Below are 21759 nucleotides of genomic sequence, written 5' to 3'. Positions count from 1 at the left end.
ACATGTCCGATGTCATGGGGCCGGGATCGGACGATATGCCGTCCGGGCCGCCGGTCGGCAGTTTCATTCCAGGTTCGCGACGGACCCTGCATATGGCATGGAAAGCGCCGAAATGCGGCGGAACCGGCGGGAACGCTGTCGCCTGCCCGATCATCGGTAGCGCAGATGGTCGCGGTTCAGTTGTCCGATGCTGGTGACGCCCATAAGCCGCATGCCGCGCTCGATCTCATCCTTGAGCAAGCCGATGGCGCGCTCGACACCGGCCTGCCCCGCAGCCGCGAGCGCGTAGAGATAGAGCCTTCCGCCGGACGCGCAACCTGCGCCTGCCGCCAGCGCCTTCAATATATGCGTGCCGCGCCGAATGCCGCCATCGCAAATAATCTCTATCTCGCCGCCTACGGCATCAACGATCTCTGGAAGCTGGTCGAAGGGCGCCCGGCTCCCGTCCAGCTGACGCCCGCCATGATTGGAGATCATGATCGCATCCGCGCCGATGTCCACGGCGCGCCGGGCGTCGGCGGCGCTCATCACTCCTTTGAGACAGAATGTGCCGGCCCAGTCGTCGCGGAGCTGTTCGGCCATCTTCCAGTCCAGCGAGGTATCGAGCATCGAGTTGAAATAGCCGGCGATCGAGATCGCCTCGCCCGTGCCCTCTCGCACATGGGTATCGAGATTGGGGAGGGCGAATTTTTCGCGGAAGAGATAGTCGAGCGCCCAGCGCGGCCGGGCCGCGTAGGACAGCAGGGAAGAGGGGGTAAAGCGGGGCGGCGAGGTGAAGCCGCTGCGCGCGCAACGCTCACGCTTTCCCGAGACGATGGTGTCGACGGTGAGCGCGATCGCGTCAAACTTTGCGGCCTTGCACCGTGCGATCATCGCGCGATTGAGGCCGCGATCCTTGTGATAGTAGAATTGAAACATCTTCGGCGTGGGAACCAGCGCGGCGATTTCCTCGATGCTTACCGTAGCGAGGCTCGAAATGCCGAACCACAGGCCGAATTTTGCGGCCGCTTGGGCGACAGCCCGCTCGCCCTGCCAGTGAAAGACACGTTGCAGGGCGGTGGGTGAAAGAATGAGCGGCAGGGCGCTCCTGCGGCCCATGATGGTGACGGCGGTATCTATCTCAGCAACGCCCGCCAGAACAGCTGGCACCAGATCGCAATCGGCATAAGCGGCACTGTTCCGCGCCTTGGTGATTTCATCATCGGCAGCGCCGTCAATATAGTCGAAGACCGGCCATGGCAGACGTTGCTTCGCCAAGCGCCGCAGGTCGTCAACATTGTGGCAGTCGTTAAGCCGCATGGCCCAATGTAGCGGCACATTCATCGATGGTGCAAGCTCTTGAGACCGGATCGTCCGTTCCGCAGACACCAATATGCCACTGGGTTACGGGCTGGGGCCGGCTTGCAATCGCATGGTCCAACCCTATCATGAGTCGACGAAAAACGGGGCGACGAAAATGAACGATAGAGAGGATTCGGGGCTGATTGCAGCTGTAGCAGCCGATCCGCGATACCTGATGTTGGTGACCCATCGTTCTCGCCTCGGTTGGGGGTTGTCGGCGACAATCTTCCTGGCCTTCGTGGGATATCTGTTGCTGATCGCATTCGACAAGGCCCTGCTGGGCACGCCGATCGCAGGTGGGGTGACGTCGCTGGGCATTCCCGTCGGGCTGGGGCTGATCCTGTTCGCCATTGCCCTGACTGCCGCCTACGTAGCCTATGCCAATCGCCATTTCGACGCAGCGCTGACGGAAATCCTGAAGGACCATGGGGCATGAGGGCGGCATTCGTCGCGCTGGCTGCATCATTGATCCTTTTTCCGGCTCCGGTTTTTGCTGCCGCTCTTGAGGGCGAGGCGCAGCGTCAGCCGGTCAATGGCGTGGCGATCGCCATGTTTGTAGCCTTTGTCGGGCTGACGCTCTGGATCACGAAGGCGGCCGCCGCGCGGACCCGCACGGCGTCGGATTTCTACACTGCGGGCGGCGGGATCACAGGCTTTCAAAATGGCCTGGCAATGGCTGGCGACTATATGTCGGCAGCCTCCTTCCTTGGTATTTCGGCACAGATCTTCAATGATGGCTATGACGGCCTCATTTACTCGACGGGCTTTCTGGTCGGTTGGCCGCTTCTGCTCTTCCTGATGGCGGAACGGTTGCGGAACCTTGGGCGATACACTTTTGCTGACGTGGCGTCCTATCGCTTCGCTCAACCGCCGGTTCGCAGTTTCGCGGCGATCAGCACGTTGCTGGTCGTCAGCTTCTACCTGATCGCGCAGATGGTGGGGGCCGGTCAGCTCATCAAGCTCCTGTTCGGCCTTCCCTATGCCGTCGCCGTGGTGATCGTCGGCGCTCTCATGATGCTTTACGTCCTCTTTGGAGGCATGCGCGCCACGACCTGGGTGCAGATCATAAAGGCGGTGCTGCTGCTTGGCGGGGCGAGCTTCATGGCGTTCATGGTCATGGCGCATGTGGGCTTCTCATTCGAAGCGCTGTTTGCTCATGCCGTTGATGTGAAAGCGGAAGCGGCGCTGGCCAAGGGGGCGAATGCTTCTGAAGCTGCGGATCAAGGCCGGTCGATCATGGCGCCCGGCAATTTCATCAAGGATCCGGTGTCCGCGATTTCCTTTGGCCTCGCGCTGATGCTCGGCACTGCCGGACTGCCTCACATCCTCATGCGCTTCTTCACCGTGCCGGATGCCAGGGAAGCGCGCAAATCCGTACTCTGGGCTACCGGCTGGATCGGCTATTTCTATATCCTCACCTTCATTATCGGTTTCGGAGCGATCGTGCTTGTCGGAACGGAGCCTGATTATCTGGATGCCCGAGGCGCGCTGCGCGGCGGCGGTAATATGGCGGCTATCCATCTCGCGCACGCGATCGGCGGCAACGCGTTTCTCGGCTTCATTTCAGCTGTCGCCTTTGCGACTATCCTTGCGGTCGTGGCTGGGTTGACGCTGTCCGGCGCTTCGGCCGTGAGCCATGACCTTTATGCGACGGTATTCAAACACGGCAAAGCCACGTCGGCAGACGAACTCCGCGTGTCACGTCTGACCACGCTGGCGCTTGGCGCATTGGCGGTTCTGTTGGGCCTGGTTTTTGAAAAGCAGAATGTGGCCTTCATGGTCAGCCTGGCCTTCGCGCTGGCGGCTTCAGGGAATTTCCCGGTGCTCATTCTCTCCCTGCTTTGGAGCGGATGCACCACTCGCGGCGCTGCCTGGGGCGGTATGATCGGGCTGTTGACTGCATTTGGTCTAACCCTGCTCTCACCCGCGGTCTGGACCGGCACTTTCAATCTTGGCCCCGCGCCATTCCCCTACAGTTCGGCGGCGATCTTCTCGGTTCCGGCGGGCTTTCTCGCGATCTGGCTGATCTCGCTGTTCGATCGCTCTCCGCGCGCGGCGATCGACAAGGCGGCCTATCCAGAGCAACGTGTGCGGGCGGAGACGGGCATAGGAGCTTTCGCCGCCAGTGACCATTGATACCTGCGAGGTCAAGCGCGGGAGCGTCGATGCCGGGAGCGGCTATCGGGAGCCGCTTTTTGGCTCGTGAGCGGCAGACTTCAGGAGCAATCGCGGCCGCCAAGCGAATCTGATCGCTCTGGTCGCAAGCGATCCGGTCAAAAATATCTGCCCAGCCTCCTGCAGGGGGAGGCGTCTCCATATCACCCTACCGCTATTTCATCGCCGGCATGCCGAGCAGGCCGGCGATATCGACCGAGATGCGCAGTCCAAAAGTCATTATGTCCTTTGACTGCCTGCGCGCACGGGGCAGCAGGAAATTATCGGGGTTGATGACATATTGGAGGTTGGGGCTGATCCGCACATTGCGGCCGGCCGCAATGCCATAGTTGAGTTCGAAAATGCCTTCCCCGTTTCGGACGCGGTCGGTGCCGCCCGCTGCGGCGCGCGAGGCCTGGAGATAGTCGACCTGTCGATCACCGATCCGGATATAACTGCCGACGAGGCCCAGCGTATCGCGCGGACGCCCAGCCAGTGGTCCGGTCAGGATCACGCCGGCGATCGTCTGGCTCCGGAACGGCACATAATTCGCCGTCGAGCCGATGAAGCCGCCAAATATCGTCACCGGACGCTTGACATCGCCATGAAGGTGCGCGGCAACGGCGTCGCCCATCACATACCAGCCTGCCTGTCCTTCGTGCAGGAGCGGCTTTCCGCCTGCTGCGATGCGCGGCCGATGATCGGTATTGAGATAGGGATCGGCGACATCCGACGTGTTGTGATAACCGCCGATGCGGATATGCCACGGGTTGCGCGCCCTGGACGATGAAGACTGAAAGCCGAACTCGACCGCCGCCTGATGCCCGGTCGATCCTCGCGTCGACCAGTTGAAGCCGTTGGTCGGATTGAGCGAAGGGTTGGCTTCGAACAGCCCTGCCTGAACATAGAAGCCCTTGGCCGGCGCCAGCTTTATCCGTCCGCCCCATGTGCCATAGGGGAAGAAGCCGAGCGCCCGGTCCTGGATCGGCACGACGGCAGGGTTGAAGCAGACCGAGTTGTTCTGGAAGGTGCAATAGATGTTCGACTGGTTGAAATAGGTGAGGGGCGACACGCGCCCGCCGGACAGGTTCAGTTTCCCGTCGAACAGATTCTGCTCGATCGCGAGCGCGGCGAGGCGCAGGTTCTGGAACGCCTTGTAGCGGGTCTGGAAACTGATTGCGTTGCCTGCATGGTCCGCAGACAAGGATGATCCTTTCGAGACGTTCATCGAGATATGGATGAACGCCCCTTTGAGGCCGATCATGCGGTCCAGGTCGAGATCGGTGCCGAAGGGCAAGGCATAGGAATTGCCGATGCCGCGTTCCTGCCCACCGCTGACGCTGGCGGCAAATTCATCGACGGCCAGAAAGCGGAGATAGATGCCTCTGTCCGACAGGGTCCGCCCCAAGGGGGCGAGCGGGCCGGTGAGCGTCTTGTCTTCCGGCATGGCTGGTCGCGGGAACTGGACCTGTGGCTTGGGATAGTTGGCGGTGCCGGTGGTTGCCGCGACAACCGGCAGGACTTCGTCAGATGTCCGGCGCTGCGACTGGCCGACGTCGGGAAGGGCCGTCACGACTTGTGCGGTTGCCGGCGCGATTGGAGCACAGGGCGCCGCCGCAAGGGCGCAGGCCAGGAACCTGTAGGTCATGGATCATCCTCTCTCGGGGCCGCCGTCTTCGCGCGCGTGCCCGTGCGTGGCAGAAAATGGGCCGCCGACGCGTGCGCGCATCGGCGGCCAGGAAGAAGTTTCAGGGGGACAGTTCCTCCAGCGCCTTGCCGCTCGTCTCCGGCGCCCAGCGCAGAACCGCAAAGCCGGTCAGCACCGCAACCGCTGCGAAGGCAAGGAAAACGGGCGCGATCGAACCACCCGACATGACGAGTCCGATCACCCAGGGACCGGCGATCGATCCCGCCCGCAGCCATGCCGAACCCAGGCCCGCGCCCAGCGACCGCAGCCGGGTCGGGTACAATTCGCCCGAATAGAGGTAGAGCGAGTAGGTGACGGTCTGGAGCGCGGCGAAGGCCGGCGTGGCCAGGGCAAAGACCATGACCGGCGTGGATGCGCCCAGCAGGTAAAGGGCGGTCAGCGGTACCGCTGCGAACAGCAGTGCGCCGGTATACCAGCGACGGCGACCGATCCGGTCGATCGTCATGGCACAGATGAACGATGCCACGAGCGCGATCCCGGTCATTGCAAAGCCATAGCCGATGGCTTGATCGATCGGCAGGTCGAAGACCGTCCGATAGAGGGTCGGCAGCCATGTCAGCAGGCCGTTGTTGATCATATAGGCGCCGAACCACATGCCCCACAGCAGCAGCGTGCGCGGGCCATAAAGCGGGCCGAACATTTCGCGGATCGAACCGGCCGGCTTGGTTTGCACCACAACCGCAGGGACCGGGCGTGGTTCGGGTAGCGGCTGGTCGTGGCGGATGGCGCTATCCTCCAGCCGACGGATCACCTTGTCGGCTTCGGTAAACCTTCCGCGATTGATCAGCCAGCGCGGACTTTCCGACAGGAAGAAGCGCAGCGGGATCACCAGCGCCACGGGCACCATGCCGACGATGAACATGGACTGCCAGCCAAGGCTTGGTACCATGGTGTAGCCGATGGCCCCTGCGGCGGTCAGGCCGACAAGAAACAGCAATTCGTAAAGCAGGAAGAAACGCCCGCGCTTCTTGGCACCCGATAGCTCGTTGACATAGGCGCTGGCGACCGGCACTTCGCCGCCCGTGCCTATCCCCTGCAGAAAGCGGAACAGGATAAGGGAATGGGGCCCCCAGGCGAAGATGCACGCCGCGCTCATCGCCGCGAAGATGCCGATGGCTATGGCCAGCACGGGCAGGCGACCGATCCGTTCAGCCAGCCAGCCGAAGAAGATCGCGCCAATCAATTGCCCAAGATAACCTGAGGAGATGATCGCAGCGGTCATCGACGGCGCGAGATTCCATTCCTTGGCAAGGATCGGCATCGCATAGGCGAGCGCGATGGTGGTGTATCCGTCGAAAAAGGTCGCCATGCCGACGCAGCCGCGTGCCCACAGCACGGGCCGGGTTACGGGCAGGCGTTCCAGCCGGGCGATCAGCGCCGCACCGCTGTCGCTGGTTATGGCCGCGGCGCCGGGGCGGTCGGCCGTCATATGAGACGCAATAGAAGCATTCATCTGAGCCTCTCCCATCTGCGCGCTTATTCGGGTCTTGAAAAGCCCGCGCGTCTGTTCTGGTGGTGGATGGCGATATGCGCCCTGGCGTCGGCCAGGTGCGCATATGCCGGGTCGAGGCCTTTCGGCCAGGGGCGAATCAACTTCCTTCCATTTCAGCAGACCCGACCCAGGCCGAAAGAACGGACCAGCGACAGGCTCAGACGATGCCGGCTTCCTTCATCGCCGCCTCGATTTCCTGTTCGGCCTGGGCCGACAGGTCGATCAGCGGCGAGCGGACGGTGGCGTTCTTCAGAACGCCGCGGGCGCGCAGCGCAATCTTGAGCGCCACGGTGCCTTCCATGTGCGAACCACGATGATAGACATTCTTCGTCACCGGCAACAGCTGGTCATGGATGGCGCGCGCCTTGGCATAATCCTTGGCCTTGCCGGCCTGGATCAACTGGAACAGCAGCTCCGGTGCGATATTGCCGTAGCCGACCAGGGCGCCATCGACGTCGAACATGGTGTGCAGCAGATACTCGTCATGGCAGGTCAGGATCTGAAGGTCCGGGAATTCCTTGCGCAGGACCGGGATTTCCGTGTCCCAGCGCTTCATGTTGCGCACGCCGTTCTTGGTGGCGACGACGCCCGGCTGCGCCGCGATTTCCAGCTGGGTCTTAAGGTTGTAGGTCGCCTTGGTCGCGTCCGGATACTGGAACAGGATGCACTGAAGACCCGATTCCTCATAGATTGCCTTGTAGCGGTCCTGCGGGGCGCCGTCCTGATAACCAAAGCGCAGCCAGCCATGCGAGGGGTAGACCAGTGCGCCGATCGCGCCGGCGTCCGCGGCCCTCTTGGCTTCCTTGGCGGCGACTTCGGTGCCTTCGCCGGTGATGCCGGCAATGACCGGGATCTTGCCGTCGAGCGCCTCGACATAGACTTCGATCAGGCGGACCTGCTCCTCGGTGGTGAGGAAGGTGCCTTCGCCGGCATGGCCCAGGATGACGAGGCTCTTTACGCCTTCCTTGCCCGCCAGCCATTTGGCGAGTTCGGCGTTGGCGGCCCAGTCGACCTTGCCTTCGGTATCGAAAACGGTGACGGGCGCGGGATTCAGGCCGCGCAGGTCCATGACGTTGGCGGGGGCAGGGCGCTTGTTGGGCGCGGGGTCATAAAGGCTCATGAATCTCTCCTGGTTGAAAACGTTGCTGGGAACGTTCCCGTTATCGTTGCGAATCGGCGCTGGTGTCAAGACGGATTTTGCGGCAAGGTATGAAGCGGGCTATCAGCGCGACGAAGAGACGAGGGATTTTCAGGGGAATGGCGCAGATGAGCAGGGATATGGAAGGTCGGGGCGGCCGGGTCACGCTGCACAGCGTCGCGGCGGCGGCGGGGGTGTCGAAATCTACAGTGTCGCGCATTCTCGACGAACGCCTGCCCCAGTCGGATAATGAAACCGCTCGGAGGGTACGGCAGGTGGCCGCAGAGCTGGGCTATATTCGCGACATTTCCGCGTCGAGCCTGCGGCGGGGCAAGACGATGGCGATCGGCGTGATCGTGCCGCGCCTGACCGACACGGTCATGGCGATGCTGTATGAGGCGATTGCGAAGGCTTGCGCCAAGAGCGGACGGATCGCTCTGGTCGCGACGACCGACGACAATATCGATGCCGAGGAGCGCGCTGCCGAGACATTGATCCAGCGGGGGGTGGATGGTCTGATCCTGGCCACGGCGCGGACGGGCGACGACCTGCCCGACAAGCTCGAAAAGCGGGGCGTGCCCTATGTGCTGGCGCTGCGGACCGACGGCCACAGCCTCTCCGCCATCGGAGATGACCGGCTAGGCGGCTATCTCGCGACCCGGCACCTCATCGATCTTGGCCATCGGCGGATCGCGATCATTGCCGGCCCTTCCTTTGCATCGAGCAGCCGCGATCGATTGGCCGGCTACAAGCACGCGCTGGAAGAGGCGTCGATTGCGGTCGATCCGTCACTCATCATGGAATCCAGCTTCAGTATCGAAGCGGGCGCCGAGGCGGCCGAGGCGATCATGGCTCTGGAGCATCGGCCAACCGCGATTTTTGCTGTGAATGACAATACCGCAATCGGTGCGCTTTCGAAGCTCACCAATATGGGGATCGCGGTGCCTGACGACATCTCGCTCGTTGGTTACAATGATATTCCGATCGTCAGTCATCTGCCGACGCCGCTCACCACGATGCGGGTGCCATTCGATCAGATTGCTTCAGCGGCGCTTGAACTGCTGGATGCACCGCCGGAAGGTGGCAATCCGGGCAGGATGCTCGTGGCGCCAACACTGATCCCGCGCAGGTCATCCGGTCGGCCCGCCAAATGAATCTCCGACCCTATTTAACCTCTCAAAATGGCTGACCGTCCGGATCAGGGGATCAAGGCTCGCTCCGAAAGCCGGGCATGCAGCCATCGAGGAACAGGACGCTGACTTGCTCCGGCGAGGCATCGGTCTGCGCCGCTTCGCCCCGGAACAATGCTGCGTTGCCATTGATCGCAAGGGTATGGAAGTGATGAGCGGCCATCTCGGCATAGGCCGTGCCCAGTTCGCCGCGGGCCATCCACTCGGCAAATTGCGCGCGCAGCTTTGTGAGATCATCCTCCCGGCTCCCTGCATAAACCGCTGCGGCCAGTTGCGGGAAAGCGACCGATTGAGACACCATGAGGCGCAGAAGCCGGCTATTGTCGGGACGGCGAAACCGGCGGCGCAGGTGCGCGGCGATCAGTGGCAGGGCTGCATCGATGCTGTCGGCGGTTGGCAGCGGCTCCGTTCGCGAATAGAGATTGTAAGCATAGTGCCTGATGGCGGCGACGAACAGCTCCGCCTTGCCATTGAACTGCCGGCGCAACGTCATGCGAGATACGCCGGTGCGTGCGGAGATATCGGGAAGGGCCGTGTCGCGATATCCCTTTTCCAGGAAGCGCTCGGCGCTGATGTCGAGGAGGGCGTCGAACTGATCGCGAGATAGCCGCATTCCTGAACTGCGCAGGCGCGCGTAAAGCTCTTCGCTGCTCTCAGGCGACGGCACCGGGCGCCTGGCAGGGGGCAGGATCGCGGGTGCGTCGGCATCGGCCTGCTCCCGCCGATAGCCGTTCATGAAGAGTGTCGCCACGCTCTTTGTCCAGCGCCTTTCATCCATGGCGCCAAGATCCGCGCCCTGAATGATGGTGGTCAGCCCGCCGATGGAAAGAAACCCGAACTGCGCCTGCAGCGCAGCGCTGTCGTAAGCGATCCGTATGCCCGAGTGTCTGAGTGTCTCAAGATATCTCCAGAAAACGCCGCGGCGATCGCGAACGCGTTCGTGAATAGACTGGGCAAATTCGGGTTCTTCCCGAGCCAGTTCAACGCTGACCCTGTAAAGTGCAATATATTCCGGGCTTGATGCTACGCGCCTGATCCATTGCGCATAGCGGATCAGCGTGTCCTCAATGTCGCTGGACTCCCGCGGGGACGGGAACCGATCGTTCAGTCGCTCCTCCACGCGGTCGAGCGCCGCCCCCAGCACCTCCCGCTTATTGCGGAAATGACTGTAAAAGGTGGTCTTGCTCACATGAGCGGCAGCCACGATCCGATCTATGCTGGCGTCACGATATCCCTGCGCGACAAATTCTTCCGTCGCGGCGGAAAGGATGGATGACAGCAGGTCATCATTTTCGACTGGAACTGCCGCAGATTGCATCATGACATTTGTTACCCACCCAGTGATACAAATAAAAGCCGTTGACACTACGATACAGCATCGTACTGTGGGCGGGTCTTTGAAATGGGGGGTGTATGCGGTCGCTGCGTAGGAGCTTTCTAACAGGACTACCGCTACTCAGCCTGTTGTGGACGGCGCCGGGCGTGTCCCAGATACAGCCTTTGAACGCGGATGGCGCCACCCTCAATCGAGCGATCCTGCCGCCTCCGCCGCCTGCATTCCGTGGTACGATCGGCCAGACTTACAAGGATTCGCGCCCATATTACGCGCCTCAGGTCAAAGCTCCGGCGGGCGCTCCCAATGTCGTCGTGGTGTTGACTGACGATGTCGGCTTTGGCGCGGCGAGTACCTTTGGTGGTCCGGTCCCCACGCCTAACCTGGACAGGCTTGCGGCAAGAGGTCTGCGCTATACCCGCTTCCACACCACGGCGATGTGCTCTCCGACGCGGGCTTCGCTTCTGACCGGGCGCAACCATCATGCGGTCGGCGCGGGCATCGTGACCGATACGGCGAGCGGCTATCCCGGCTATGATGGCGCGATCCCCCGTTCCGCAGCCAGCATCGCCCAGATACTGCGTTACAACGGTTACAGTACTGCGATGATCGGCAAGCACCATAATGTGCCGACCAGCGAGCAGTCCCCCGCTGGTCCTTTTACGCACTGGCCCACCGGCCTTGGTTTTGACCATTTCTTCGGCTTCATTGGTGGTGACGCCGATCAGTGGCGGCCGCGACTGTATCGTGGGGTGGAACTGACGGACGAACGGCCACCGGCAGGCGAAACGCTCGATCATATCCTGTTCGATGATGCGATAAGCTGGGTCCATACGCAAAAGGCGGCTGCGCCCGACAAGCCGTTTTTCCTCTACATTGCTCCCGGCAGTGCGCATGCGCCACATCAGGCGCCGGCCGAATGGATCGCCAAATTCCGGGGCAAGTTCGACTCAGGCTGGGACGCTTTGCGCACTGAGACGCTGCACCGTCAGGTGAAGTCGGGCATTGCGCCCAAGGGGACGCAGCTGACACCGCGCCCGGATTCCATCCCCGCTTGGTCGTCGCTGACGCCTGAAGATCGAGCGGCGGACGCGCGCATGATGGAAGTGTTCGCGGGCATGCTGGCCTATCAGGATGCGCAATTCGGCCGGCTGCTCGATGAACTCGACCGCATGGGGCAGAGCGACAATACGCTCATCATCTTCATTGAAGGCGACAATGGCGGCAGCGCGGAAGGCGGCATCGAGGGCACGCTGAACGAAATCGGGCGGCTGGCGAACAATATGGTCGATACGCCCGCCACCAAGGCGGCCGCGATGGACAAGATGGGTGGCCCAGGCCAATCGCTGCTCTATCCGGTCGGGTGGTCATGGGCCACGAACAGCCCGTTTCAGTGGATGAAGCAGGTCGGCTCTCACTTGGGCGGCATGCGTAACGGCATGGTCGTCGCCTGGCCAGCGCGGATCGCAGACAAGGGCGGCATCCGAACGGCATTCTCCCATGTCACCGACATCATGCCGACGGTGCTGGAAGCGGTTGGCCTGCCCCAGCCGACCAGTGTTGATGGGGTCGCGCAACAGCCGGTCGACGGTGTGAGCATCGCCTATAGCTTCGACAAGGGCATTCCCGAAAAGCCGCGCACCCAATATTTCGAACTGATCGGTAACCGGGCCCTCTACAAGGATGGCTGGCTGGCGAACACCACGCCCGGCCGACTGCCATGGAAGATGGGCGGATCAGGGATGTCGCCGCTCGACTATAAATGGGAGCTTTACGACCTTCGCACCGATTTCAGCCAGTCCCGCGACCTTGCCGCCAAGGAGCCACAGCGCCTTGAGGAGATGAAGGCGCTCTGGGACGAGCAGGCGCGCCGCAACCAGGTCTATCCGCTCGACGACCGGCAGGGCGACAGGTCGAACGGCGTCTTGCCCGAGGGGGCAGGGCGGAAGCTGTATGAATATTGGAGCGGGGGGATCAGCGTGCCGCAGGCGGTCGCACCGCGCTTTGGCTGGGGATCTTTCTCGCTCGAGGCGGATGTGGTCTTGCCGCGAAACACCAGCCATGGCGTGCTGGCGGCTACGGGCAGCCTGCTGGGCGGGTGGAGCTTCTACCTTGATGACGGGAAACCGGCGATAATCCACGCGGCATCGCACCAGGCGGGCGACCAGTGGGTAGTCGCCGCCACACAGCCGCTTGCAGCCGGGCCTGCCCGTATCCGCTATGACTATGCCAGCTCCGGATTTGGACGCGGGGGCAAGGTGACGATCTCGGTCAACGGCCAACAGGTGGCGCAGGGTGAGATCAAGCGGAATGCTACCTTTTCGGCGGGCCTGAGCGAGACATTCGACACAGGCCGCGACACCGGGGAAGAGGTTGCTGCCTATCCCAAAGGTTCCGAATTCGACGGCACGATCAAATCAATCATCGTGAAACTAAAATAGGCCGGATCGATTGGACGCTGAAGGGCGAAACTCACTGGACTTGCGGACGATGCACAGCTTGCCGTCATGGCCGTTGTTCCGACGCGCAGGATATGCCAAATCATGAACGTCGCAATTAATCTGATCCGCATGTTGAATTAAGGCAAGGCCTAATGATCTCGACCGACGATCTGGCTTTCTTCCACATGGTCGCAGGCTCGCCGTCGCTGGCCGAGGCTGCACGCAGGCTCAATGTGACGCCACCAGCCGTCACCCAGCGTCTGCGCGCGCTTGAGTCAAAGGTCGGCGTCAAGCTCATCGACCGCACCTCGCGCGGCCTCAGCCTCACGGATGAAGGCGAACTCGTCGCTTCGGAAGGAGCTACGATCATCGGGGCAATCGATAATCTCTCCGAGCGGCTGGCCAGTCGAACCAGCCAGGTAGGCGGCCATTTGCGCGTTGCCGCGCCCTATGGCTTTGGCCGGCGCCATGTCGCGCCGGTCGTGCAACAATTTGCCGTGGACCATCCTGCTGTTTCCGCAACATTGGAACTGTCCGACAACCCGGCCCGGCAGATGGCGGAAAGCTGGGACATCATCGTTCACATCGGCGCCCTGCCGGAAAGTGACCGGCTCGTCACGACGCTTGCGACCAACAGGCGCATCCTTTGCGCGGCTCCGGCTTATCTGGCAAGCGCCGGTCCGATCGTAAATCCGTCAGATCTCGCTGCGCACAAGTGCCTCGCGTTGCGGGAGAATAATGAGGATGTCACGCTTTGGCGTTTCAGTCACGCCAGACAAGGCAAGGCGACCGTCCGGATCAAGCCCGGACTTGCCAGCAATGACGGGGAAATCATTCGTGATTGGGCGCTCGCGGGACTCGGCGTGATCGTGCGGAGCGAGTGGGACGTCGCCGAACATCTTGCCGCTGGCCGGTTAACGGAAATCCTGCCTGACTGGTCGCTGCCCTCCGCTGATGTCGTCGCGCTTCTTCATGCCCGGCAAGGGCGCAGCGGCAGGACGAACGTCTTCCTGCAATTGCTGAGAGATAGTTTGTGTCCGGTTCCCTGGCGGCAATCCATGCGTCACGAGGCTTGATGGCGTGGTGCCATGCATTACCGCCCCCGGGGAATGACCATTCAAGACTGGAATAGCTGGTCGATGGGGTAGCCGTCTCTCATGATCGGCGAACCGAGGACGATGTAGCTGAAATATTTCTCTATGCCTGCGTCGCTTTCCAGCAAAGCTTCTATGATCTGCTGGTAATGGCTTACGCTGCGCGCCACGATTTTAAGAAAATAATCATATCCGCCGCTGACATGATGACATTCGATGATCTCGCGAACCTCGCGAGCACGGGTCAGGAAGCGTTCGAAATCGGCCATTCGGTGATCCTCAAGCGTCACTTCCGTAAATACCATCAGATAGTCGCCCAGCTTTTCGAGCGCCACGCGCGCGCCATAGGATCTGATATAGCCGCAATCCTCCAGCCGCTTGAGGCGACTGAGGCAGGGGCTTGCCGAAAGGCCGATGGCGGTAGCCAGACCAACGTTGGTGACCCGGCCGTGCTCCTGAAGATAGGATAAGATCCGGAAATCCAGCCGATCAAGCTTTTCCACTTTCTATACCCTTGCGCCGTCTGCCCTGAGCAATGGTGCTTCAGTCTATCCATGCCCCGCCGCAGTTTCTACCGCCTGTGATCGCGAAAATGTCAGAAAAACCTTGCGCCCGATCCATGAAGCGCAGATTCTTGGGTCGATCCGGGGCCTCAATAGCGCCATGCAAAGATGAAGGTGGATTGTCATGGCCAGCCGTTCCGAATTCAGTCTCTTTCCACGCGCGACAGCCGGGCCCTTGCCGACCGCTGGCAGAGGCGCGGCCGCGAGGCTCGCCAGCATCGACATGTTGCGCGGATTTGTGATGGTGATCATGGTGCTGGACCATGTGCGCGAGACCTTCTTCCAGCACATGCAGATGAGCGATCCGATGGACGCCCGCATGGTCATGCCGGCGCTGTTTCTCACCCGGCTGGTCAGCAACATCTGCGCGCCGGTCTTCGTGGCGCTGACCGGGCTGTCTGCATGGCTCTATGGGCAGAAGCACAGCGCGGGCGATACGTCGATCTTTCTCCTGAAAAGAGGGTTGTTCCTGTTGTTTCTGGAGCTGACTCTCGTCGGCTTCGCCTGGTCGGGCAAGATTCCGCCGGATACCATCTGGCTTCAGGTGATATGGATATTGGGCCTGTGCATGATCTGCCTTGCGGGGCTGCTTCACCTGCCGCGCGCCGCCCTTGTCGCGGTCGGCGCCGCCATCGTCTGCGGCCATAACCTGCTCGACCCGATCAGGCTCGCGCCCGGCGATGCCTTCTACATCCCCTGGGCGATGCTGCACCAGCGCGCAGCCTTCGACGTGGCCGGAATCACGGTCAAGACGACCTATCCGCTGCTGCCATGGATCGGGGTGATCTCGCTCGGCTATGCTGTCGGGCCATGGTTCGGCGGATCGGTCGATGCGCAGGTGCGCCGGCAAAGGCTGATCCGGCTTGGCCTGGCTCTGCTCGCCGCCTTCGTTGTCCTGCGGACGCTCAACCTCTATGGCGACGCGCCCTGGTACGTGGTGCCGGGCAGCGCCGTGCGCACAGCCATGTCCTATTTCGCGCTCACCAAATATCCACCCTCGCTGTTGTTCCTGTTGCCGACCCTGGGCCTTGGCGCGATCCTGCTGGCGCAGTTTGAACGGATGGGCAGCGGCAGGGTATCGGCATGGCTATCCATTTTGGGCGGAGCGCCCATGTTCTTCTATCTGCTGCATCTTTACGTCCTGCAGATCATGTACCAGATCGGTGTGGCGATCTGGGGCGCCAATCATGGCCGGTTTTTCGGTGTCGACAGTCTCGGATGGATATGGGCATGGTATGTCGTTCTGCTCGTCGCTCTCTACTTCCCCACCCGCTGGTTCTCCGACCTCAAGAAAAGGCGGCGTGACATTGGCTGGCTGAAATATTTTTGAGGGTCGGACGCGAGCAGCCATGAAACTCGACCGGATCGACCTCAAAATCCTTCGCCAGCTTCAGGCGGACGGTCGCATCAGCAACGTGCAACTTGCTGATGCGGTCGGTTTGTCGGCCAGCCCCTGCCTTACGCGGGTGAAGCGGCTGGAGGCGGCAGGGATCATCGTCGGCTATGAAGCGCAGTTCGACCTGGCGAAGCTCGGCAATTTCGTCACCGCCTATGTCCAGATCATCCTGAAGAACCACCGGCGCGCTGAAGCGCAAAGATTCGAGAAGGCGGTCACGCGCATCGGCGAAGTCGTCGAATTCCACATGGTCAACGGCAAGTTCGATTATCTGATGAAGATCGTGGCCCCAGGGTATGAAGGACCCGCAAGGATCATGGAAGAGATGTGGCAGGCGGATCTGGGAATTCAGAGCTATTCGGTTTTCATCGTCTCCGGCACGCCGATCCGCAACCGACCGCTGCCCATCGACGGATGATCTTCGGTGCTGAGGTTCGGTGACAGGAGAAGATTCTTCAGATCATTGTGACCGCAGCAGCATTCCTTGCGATCCACTGCCTAGCCTTGGCCCCGTCAGCAATAGCAACCAAGGTGCGAGCAACCATGTTCAGACCCAAATATATCAGCTTCGACTGCTACGGCACGATGATCAACTTCATCATGGGGCCGACCGCGCGCGAAATCTTCGCGGGCCGCATCGAACCATCGAAAATGGAGGCGTTCATCGACTCCTTTCGCGCCTATCGTCTGGATGAAGTGCTGGGTGCCTGGAAGCCATTTTACGATGTCATCGCGAATTCGGTCGACCGGGCCTGCCGTCGACATGGCGTGACTTATGAGGCGGGCGACGTTCAGGCGCTTTATGATGCGGTGCCCACCTGGCGGCCCCATGCCGACGTGCCCGGCCCACTGGCACGGATAGCCGAAAGTTATCCGCTCGTTATCCTGTCGAACAGCATGGTCGATCTGATCCCGCACAGTGCGCGCAACATCGGCGTGCCGTTCCATTCTGTCCTGACGGCGGAGGAGGCGGGCGCCTACAAGCCGCTGATGCGACCGTTCGAATATATGCTGGACCGGCTCGGTTGCGCCCCGGAAGACATGATGCACGTCTCGTCCAGCCCGCGCTATGACCTGATGACCGCACATGATCTGGGCTTTGGCGCGAAGGTCTTTGTCGATCGCGGGCATGAGCCGCCCACAGACCATTATGGCGTGACCCGGATCAAGGATTTCAGTGAATTGCCTGCCTTGCTGGGCCTTTGACCGGAAAGGCGGGCGGCAACTGCGCCCGCCTTGCCTTTACCGGGCGAGCCGCACATGCTGCAGCGGTGGAGAATGCGATGAAGCTGGACGAGATCGACCTGAGAATCATGGCCGAGCTGGAAAAGAACGGCCGCATGACCAATTCCTTCCTGGCGGAAAGGGTCGGCCTGTCGCCAAGTCCTTGCCTCGTTCGCGTCGGGCGGCTGGAACAGGCGGGCTATATTACCGGCTACAGGGCGCGGCTCAATATCTCCGCAATCGGCGAGCTGGTGACCGTGTTCACCGAAATCACTCTACACGACCGGCGCATGGCGACGATCTCGCGCTTCGAGCAGAAGCTCAAGACCGTAGAGGAACTATGCGAATGCGCGCGGGTGAGTGGAGATTGTGACTATATCCTCAAATTCGTCACGCGGTCGGTTGCCCATTACAGCGAGACGATCATGAAGATCGTTGACGAAAGCGCGCTCGTCGATCGCTATTTCAGCTATTTCGTGGTGCGCAGCTTCGATCTTGGTGAGCGGGCCTATATCGACCACCTTGATCGCGCGCGCGGTGGATAGAGCAGGAAAATTCTCCAAAACCCATCGCTTATCAGCCGATCCCATCGGCAATCGCCCCCTATTCGGTACATTTTGCGGCACTGTGCGAGCGAAAAACCAGGGGAGATTGGGGAGCGGCATGGATCGTTCGCCGGACCGAAATCACAGGCAGGACAATGCTACTCGATCCCACGCTCACCACACAGCCGCCGCAGCTTGCGGCGCAGGATGCAGAAGCGCTTGTCCGGCGCCATTATGGACGGGATATGCGGGCGCAGGAGCTTTCCGGCGAGCGCGACCGCAATTTCAGGATGGAGGCGCCGGACGGCGCCCAATATCTTCTGAAGATCTCCAATCCCGCTGAAGCGCGCGACATAGTCAATCTGCAGACCTGCGCCCTCAATCATATCCGCGGGAATGATCCCGCCCTGCCCGTCCCGCATGTTGTGCCGGCTTTGGATGGCGCGCATGAAACACCGATCATGCTCGATGACGGGCGGGCATCGATCCTGCGCATGTTGACCTTTCTGCCGGGAATGCCTCTCATTCAGTCCAGGCGGTCGACGCCCCAGCGCCGGGCGTTGGGGCGATGCCTGGCTCGGCTCGACCTGGCGCTCGATGGCTTCACCCATCCGGCCGCGCGGCACAATCTGCTCTGGAACGTTGCCGCCGCCCATCGCTTGAACGGCATGATCGACAGCATCGCCGATGAACCGCGTCGCGCGCTGGTGCAGCGGTTCATGCTCGATTATGAAGACAGGGTGCTGCCGCGTCTTTCCTCGTTGCGGGCGCAGGTCATTCACAACGATTTCAACCTCGGCAATGTGCTGGTCGATCCGGAGCGTGCCGACGAGGTCGCTGCCATCATCGACTTTGGCGATGTGATCCATGCGCCGCTGGTCGGGGAGATCGCGACTGCCGCCGCCTATCAGATGGCGAACGGCGACGATCCGCTGCTAAGCGCGGCCGAAATGATCGGAGCCTATGATGCGGTGCTGCCCTTGCGGGAAGAGGAGCGGGCAGTGCTGCTCGATCTGCTCTCTGCGCGGCTTGTCATCACTGTTCTGATCACTGAATGGCGCGCTGCGCGCTACCCCGAAAACAGCGCCTATATCATGCGGAACAACGGCCTCGCTTGGGCAGGACTGGAGCATATCGGCCAGCTTTCCCGCGAACAGGCGACCCGCAAATTGCTGCAATATTGTGTTTCAGGAAGCGAGAAGTGACCATGGTGGACCTGTCATCGGTAAATGCCTTCATCCCCGGCAAAGTCGAACTGGGGGCGCAGGAAGCGGGCATGATTGCGCGGCGGGACCGCCTGCTCGGCCCGGCCTATCGGCTGATGTACCAGAAGCCGCTCCATTTCGTGCGAGGCGAGGGGGTGTGGCTGTATGATGCGGAAGGCCGGAAATATCTCGATACATACAATAATGTCGTGTCGCTCGGCCATTGCCATCCCGATGTGGTGGAGGCGATCACGAAGCAGGTCGCGATGCTGTGCACCAACACCCGTTATCTGCACGAGACCATCCTCGAACTGGCGGACGGTCTGCTATCGACCGTCAGCAGTGAGTTGTCGCACATGATGCTGACCTGCTCCGGCAGCGAAGCCAATGACCTTGCCTATCGCATTGCCAAGGTGCGGACCGGCGGGACCGGCATCATCATCACCGAGACAGCCTATCATGGCATCACCGACAGCGTATCGCAATTTTCGCCGACTTTGGGTGAGGCAGTCCCCCTCGGCAGCCATGTGCGCACCGTTCGAGCTCCAGCGGCCTATCGCAGCGGTCCCAATGTCGCCGACCGTTTCGCGCGCGACGTCGAAGCGGCGATTGCCGATCTTCAGCGCCACGGCATCCGCCCCGCCATGCTGATCGTGGATTCGATTTTCACCAGCGACGGCATCCTGCCGGAGGAGCCGGGCTTCCTGAAGGGCGCGGTGGAAGCGATCCGCAACGCGGGCGGCATTTTTGTCGCTGACGAAGTGCAACCCGGCTTCGGCCGTACGGGCAGCCATATGTGGGGCTTCCAGCGGCATGGCGTCGTCCCGGACATTGTCACGCTGGGGAAGCCGATGGGTAACGGACAGCCGATCGCAGGCCTGCTGACGCGGCATGATGTGGTCGAGAAATTCGGCAACAGCGCGCGCTATTTCAACACCTTTGCCGGCAATACCGTATCATGCGCGGCGGCAGTCGCGGTCCTCAAGGTCATCCAGCGGGATCGCATCATGGACAATGCCCGCGAAGTCGGCGCCTATCTGCTGGAAAAAGTCGGTGCGCTTCGCTCCCGCCACCAGTGCCTTGGGCATGTTCGGGGTGCGGGCCTGTTCGTCGCCGCGGACATTCTGCGCGACCGGGAAAGTCAGACGGGGGACCGTGCGCGCACCACACGCATCGTGAATGCGATGCGGGACGACGGCGTTCTCATCAGCGCCTGCGGGGTCGATCACAATATCCTCAAAATCCGGCCGCCATTGATCTTCAGCAGGGAGAATGTGGATCTGTTTGTTGAGGTGCTGGACAAAGCCCTGGAGGCCTGAGCGAATGTGGGGCGCTTTCCCGCCGGGATTGCCTGCCCTTCTTTCCTGAAGACTCCTTCCCGACCCGGTGGTGCGCTGAGCGGTCGCTGCAAGGCGGACGACCACGGTCGGGGGAATGTCGCCACTCCCTCTGGCGCATCTGTCAAATTGGTTTGGCGAAGGCTTTCCCCTTCGCCCTACCGGTTCAGCTTCCAATGCCAGCTGATGTTGAAGCGCCAGTCGCCCACGCGGGCGAAGGGGGAATCGATGACCCGCGCGCCCTCGAGACCCAGCGACGCCTTCGATGCATAGGCGAGCCTCACTCCGCCGCCGGCCGAAGCGAGTCCATAGTCGCTGGCCGCGAAACCGGCGCGGCTGTTGATCCGGACCTTGGCCCCGTCGATGAAGCCATAGATTTCCGTACCCTTGAGCCGTGGCGTCAGTTCCGGACGAAAGGCGAGTTCGAAGGAGCCGGCGACGCCCCGGTCGCCGCTGAGCAGTGCAGTGTCGAAGGCGCGGCCATAGTCCGGCCCGCCAACCGCCAGCCGCTCATTGCCCGAGAGCCGATCCGCGCTATATTGCCCCGTCATGCGCAGGCGGCCCACGAAGCGCTTGCCCAGCATCCGGTCATAGCCTGCGCGGCCCGTGATCTTGGTAAAGACCGTATCGGTAAAGCCCGGCGTCCCGCGCGCATTCAACATGTCGAGGCCCCGGCTGAGGGTGAGGCCAGCCGACAGCACATCTCTGTCGCGGATCATGGAATAGCCGACCGCTGCCCGCGCTGCGCGGATATGGTCGGAAGAGAGTACCGCGCCGAGCAGCGCCGCATCGCTGTCCAGGCCGTCGAGTCCTGCGCTGACCGTCAGATTGCGCTTATAGCCGCGAATGACGGGGTAGCTGAGCAAAACCCCGACGGTCTTCGCCTCGCCCTTGACCGGGAAGTTCCTGAGCCGGGTGCGCAGCCATGATCCCGACAGGCCCAGCGTGAGGCCGTCGGATCCCAGCGGCGTCTGGTGGCTGAGCCCGACATATTGGTAGCGTCGGAGGTCCGTCGCGCCGAGCAGCACCAGATCGGTCCGGTCGCCATCGCGCAGCAGGCTGTTGGCCTGGGCCGTGGCGCGCAGCTGCCCGCTGCCGAGGCCGCTCTGGGTGCGGTTGTCGACGCCGACGCTGGCGTCGAAGCGCTTGCGCGTCGGCGTGATCGCCAGCCTGACGCCACCGGGCTTCGTGCCGCGTTCCAGCGCGACATCCACCTTCGCTCCGGGAATGTCGCGGATCAGCGAAAGATAGCGCTCCAGCGCGCGGCGGCTGAGCGGCTTTTCCGCCCGCATCCGCTCGGCATAGGCACGGATCAGCGGACTCGCGCCCTTGGGATAGACGATGTCCTCCACAAAGCCCTCGGCCAGCATCACCTTGACCTGTCCCGTGGACAGATCCTGCTGGGGGACGGCGACGGTGTAGAGGGCGATGTCGCTCTCGGCATAGGCGTCGGAGATCGCCCTGGCGAGTTCGGCGAGCGTCTGGCGCGATGCGGGGCGGCCCAGAAACCGGCGCGCGGCCTGCGCGACCCGCTCGGGCGCGTCCACGCCGACAAAGTCGATGCCGCGAATGGCTGCGCCGCTATCCGCCGCGTCCAC

At 62.0% G+C, this 21759-nt stretch carries 18 protein-coding genes; 11 read left to right on the top strand and 7 right to left on the bottom strand.

The window, feature by feature from the left end:
• Positions 1 to 150 precede the first annotated feature (150 nt).
• On the bottom strand, positions 151 to 1299 hold the full coding sequence (locus ACFC3J_RS05515) for an alpha-hydroxy acid oxidase (protein ID WP_375195200.1): 1149 nt from the start codon (positions 1297 to 1299) through the stop codon (positions 151 to 153).
• Positions 1300 to 1456: 157 nt separating this feature from the next.
• On the opposite strand from ACFC3J_RS05515, the gene ACFC3J_RS05510 reads away from it, so the two are divergent.
• Both ACFC3J_RS05510 and ACFC3J_RS05505 read left to right on the top strand, forming a co-directional pair.
• On the top strand, positions 1457 to 1777 hold the full coding sequence (locus ACFC3J_RS05510) for a DUF485 domain-containing protein (protein ID WP_375195199.1): 321 nt from the start codon (positions 1457 to 1459) through the stop codon (positions 1775 to 1777).
• Complete coding sequence (locus ACFC3J_RS05505; RefSeq protein ID WP_375195198.1) at positions 1774 to 3477, top strand: cation acetate symporter; 1704 nt, start codon at positions 1774 to 1776, stop codon at positions 3475 to 3477. Before ACFC3J_RS05510 ends, ACFC3J_RS05505 begins: the two co-directional genes overlap by 4 nt.
• A 193-nt stretch (positions 3478 to 3670) precedes the next feature.
• Here the strand turns inward: ACFC3J_RS05505 and ACFC3J_RS05500 are convergent, their stop codons facing one another.
• The 3 genes from ACFC3J_RS05500 to ACFC3J_RS05490 form a co-directional block, all read right to left on the bottom strand.
• Positions 3671 to 5143: a carbohydrate porin gene (locus ACFC3J_RS05500; protein WP_375195197.1), complete on the bottom strand. Its 1473-nt coding sequence runs from the start codon at positions 5141 to 5143 to the stop codon at positions 3671 to 3673.
• Positions 5144 to 5243: 100 nt separating this feature from the next.
• On the bottom strand, positions 5244 to 6632 hold the full coding sequence (locus ACFC3J_RS05495; RefSeq protein WP_375195196.1) for an MFS transporter: 1389 nt from the start codon (positions 6630 to 6632) through the stop codon (positions 5244 to 5246).
• A 220-nt stretch (positions 6633 to 6852) separates the two neighbouring features.
• Positions 6853 to 7815, bottom strand: a complete 963-nt coding sequence (locus tag ACFC3J_RS05490; protein WP_375195195.1) for a dihydrodipicolinate synthase family protein — start codon at positions 7813 to 7815, stop codon at positions 6853 to 6855.
• A 146-nt stretch (positions 7816 to 7961) separates the two neighbouring features.
• Between ACFC3J_RS05490 and ACFC3J_RS05485 the strand changes: the two genes are divergently transcribed.
• Positions 7962 to 8987, top strand: coding sequence for a LacI family DNA-binding transcriptional regulator (locus ACFC3J_RS05485; RefSeq protein WP_375195194.1), 1026 nt, complete (start codon positions 7962 to 7964; stop codon positions 8985 to 8987).
• Positions 8988 to 9039: 52 nt separating this feature from the next.
• On the opposite strand, the gene ACFC3J_RS05480 is transcribed toward ACFC3J_RS05485, so the two are convergent.
• Complete coding sequence (locus tag ACFC3J_RS05480; RefSeq protein WP_375195193.1) at positions 9040 to 10344, bottom strand: TetR/AcrR family transcriptional regulator; 1305 nt, start codon at positions 10342 to 10344, stop codon at positions 9040 to 9042.
• Between the two features lie 161 nt (positions 10345 to 10505).
• On the opposite strand from ACFC3J_RS05480, the gene ACFC3J_RS05475 reads away from it, so the two are divergent.
• Together ACFC3J_RS05475 and ACFC3J_RS05470 are read left to right on the top strand one after the other, a co-directional pair.
• Positions 10506 to 12797 (top strand): arylsulfatase, encoded by a 2292-nt coding sequence (locus ACFC3J_RS05475; RefSeq protein WP_375195192.1) that lies wholly within the window; start codon positions 10506 to 10508, stop codon positions 12795 to 12797.
• Positions 12798 to 12949: 152 nt separating this feature from the next.
• Positions 12950 to 13873, top strand: coding sequence for a LysR family transcriptional regulator (locus ACFC3J_RS05470; RefSeq protein WP_375195191.1), 924 nt, complete (start codon positions 12950 to 12952; stop codon positions 13871 to 13873).
• Between the two features lie 41 nt (positions 13874 to 13914).
• On the opposite strand, the gene ACFC3J_RS05465 is transcribed toward ACFC3J_RS05470, so the two are convergent.
• A complete protein-coding gene (locus tag ACFC3J_RS05465) occupies positions 13915 to 14394 on the bottom strand; it encodes an Lrp/AsnC family transcriptional regulator (protein ID WP_375195190.1) in 480 nt (159 codons plus the stop codon).
• Positions 14395 to 14578: 184 nt separating this feature from the next.
• Here ACFC3J_RS05465 and ACFC3J_RS05460 point away from each other — a divergent pair, with 184 nt between their 5' ends.
• From ACFC3J_RS05460 to ACFC3J_RS05435, 6 genes are all read left to right on the top strand, one after another.
• Positions 14579 to 15784, top strand: a complete 1206-nt coding sequence (locus ACFC3J_RS05460) for a DUF1624 domain-containing protein (RefSeq protein ID WP_375195189.1) — start codon at positions 14579 to 14581, stop codon at positions 15782 to 15784.
• 19 nt (positions 15785 to 15803) lie between these two features.
• Positions 15804 to 16268: an Lrp/AsnC family transcriptional regulator gene (locus ACFC3J_RS05455; protein ID WP_375195188.1), complete on the top strand. Its 465-nt coding sequence runs from the start codon at positions 15804 to 15806 to the stop codon at positions 16266 to 16268.
• 125 nt (positions 16269 to 16393) lie between these two features.
• Positions 16394 to 17056, top strand: coding sequence for a haloacid dehalogenase type II (locus tag ACFC3J_RS05450; protein WP_375195187.1), 663 nt, complete (start codon positions 16394 to 16396; stop codon positions 17054 to 17056).
• Between the two features lie 65 nt (positions 17057 to 17121).
• The gene (locus ACFC3J_RS05445; RefSeq protein ID WP_375195228.1) at positions 17122 to 17619 is read left to right on the top strand and encodes an Lrp/AsnC family transcriptional regulator; all 498 of its coding nucleotides are present in this window, start codon (positions 17122 to 17124) and stop codon (positions 17617 to 17619) included.
• A 155-nt stretch (positions 17620 to 17774) separates the two neighbouring features.
• Positions 17775 to 18824, top strand: coding sequence for a phosphotransferase (locus ACFC3J_RS05440; protein ID WP_375195186.1), 1050 nt, complete (start codon positions 17775 to 17777; stop codon positions 18822 to 18824).
• A gap of 2 nt (positions 18825 to 18826) precedes the next feature.
• Complete coding sequence (locus ACFC3J_RS05435; RefSeq protein ID WP_375195227.1) at positions 18827 to 20143, top strand: aspartate aminotransferase family protein; 1317 nt, start codon at positions 18827 to 18829, stop codon at positions 20141 to 20143.
• Between the two features lie 176 nt (positions 20144 to 20319).
• Here the strand turns inward: ACFC3J_RS05435 and ACFC3J_RS05430 are convergent.
• The coding region (locus tag ACFC3J_RS05430) for a ShlB/FhaC/HecB family hemolysin secretion/activation protein (protein WP_375195185.1) at positions 20320 to 21759 on the bottom strand (1440 nt) is incomplete at its 5' end.

Origin of the sequence: Sphingobium sp., assembly GCF_041987595.1 — a bacterium.
Classification (GTDB): domain Bacteria; phylum Pseudomonadota; class Alphaproteobacteria; order Sphingomonadales; family Sphingomonadaceae; genus Sphingobium.
Note: the sequence above shows the minus strand (reverse complement) of the source record. Positions and strands in the feature narration are given on the sequence as shown.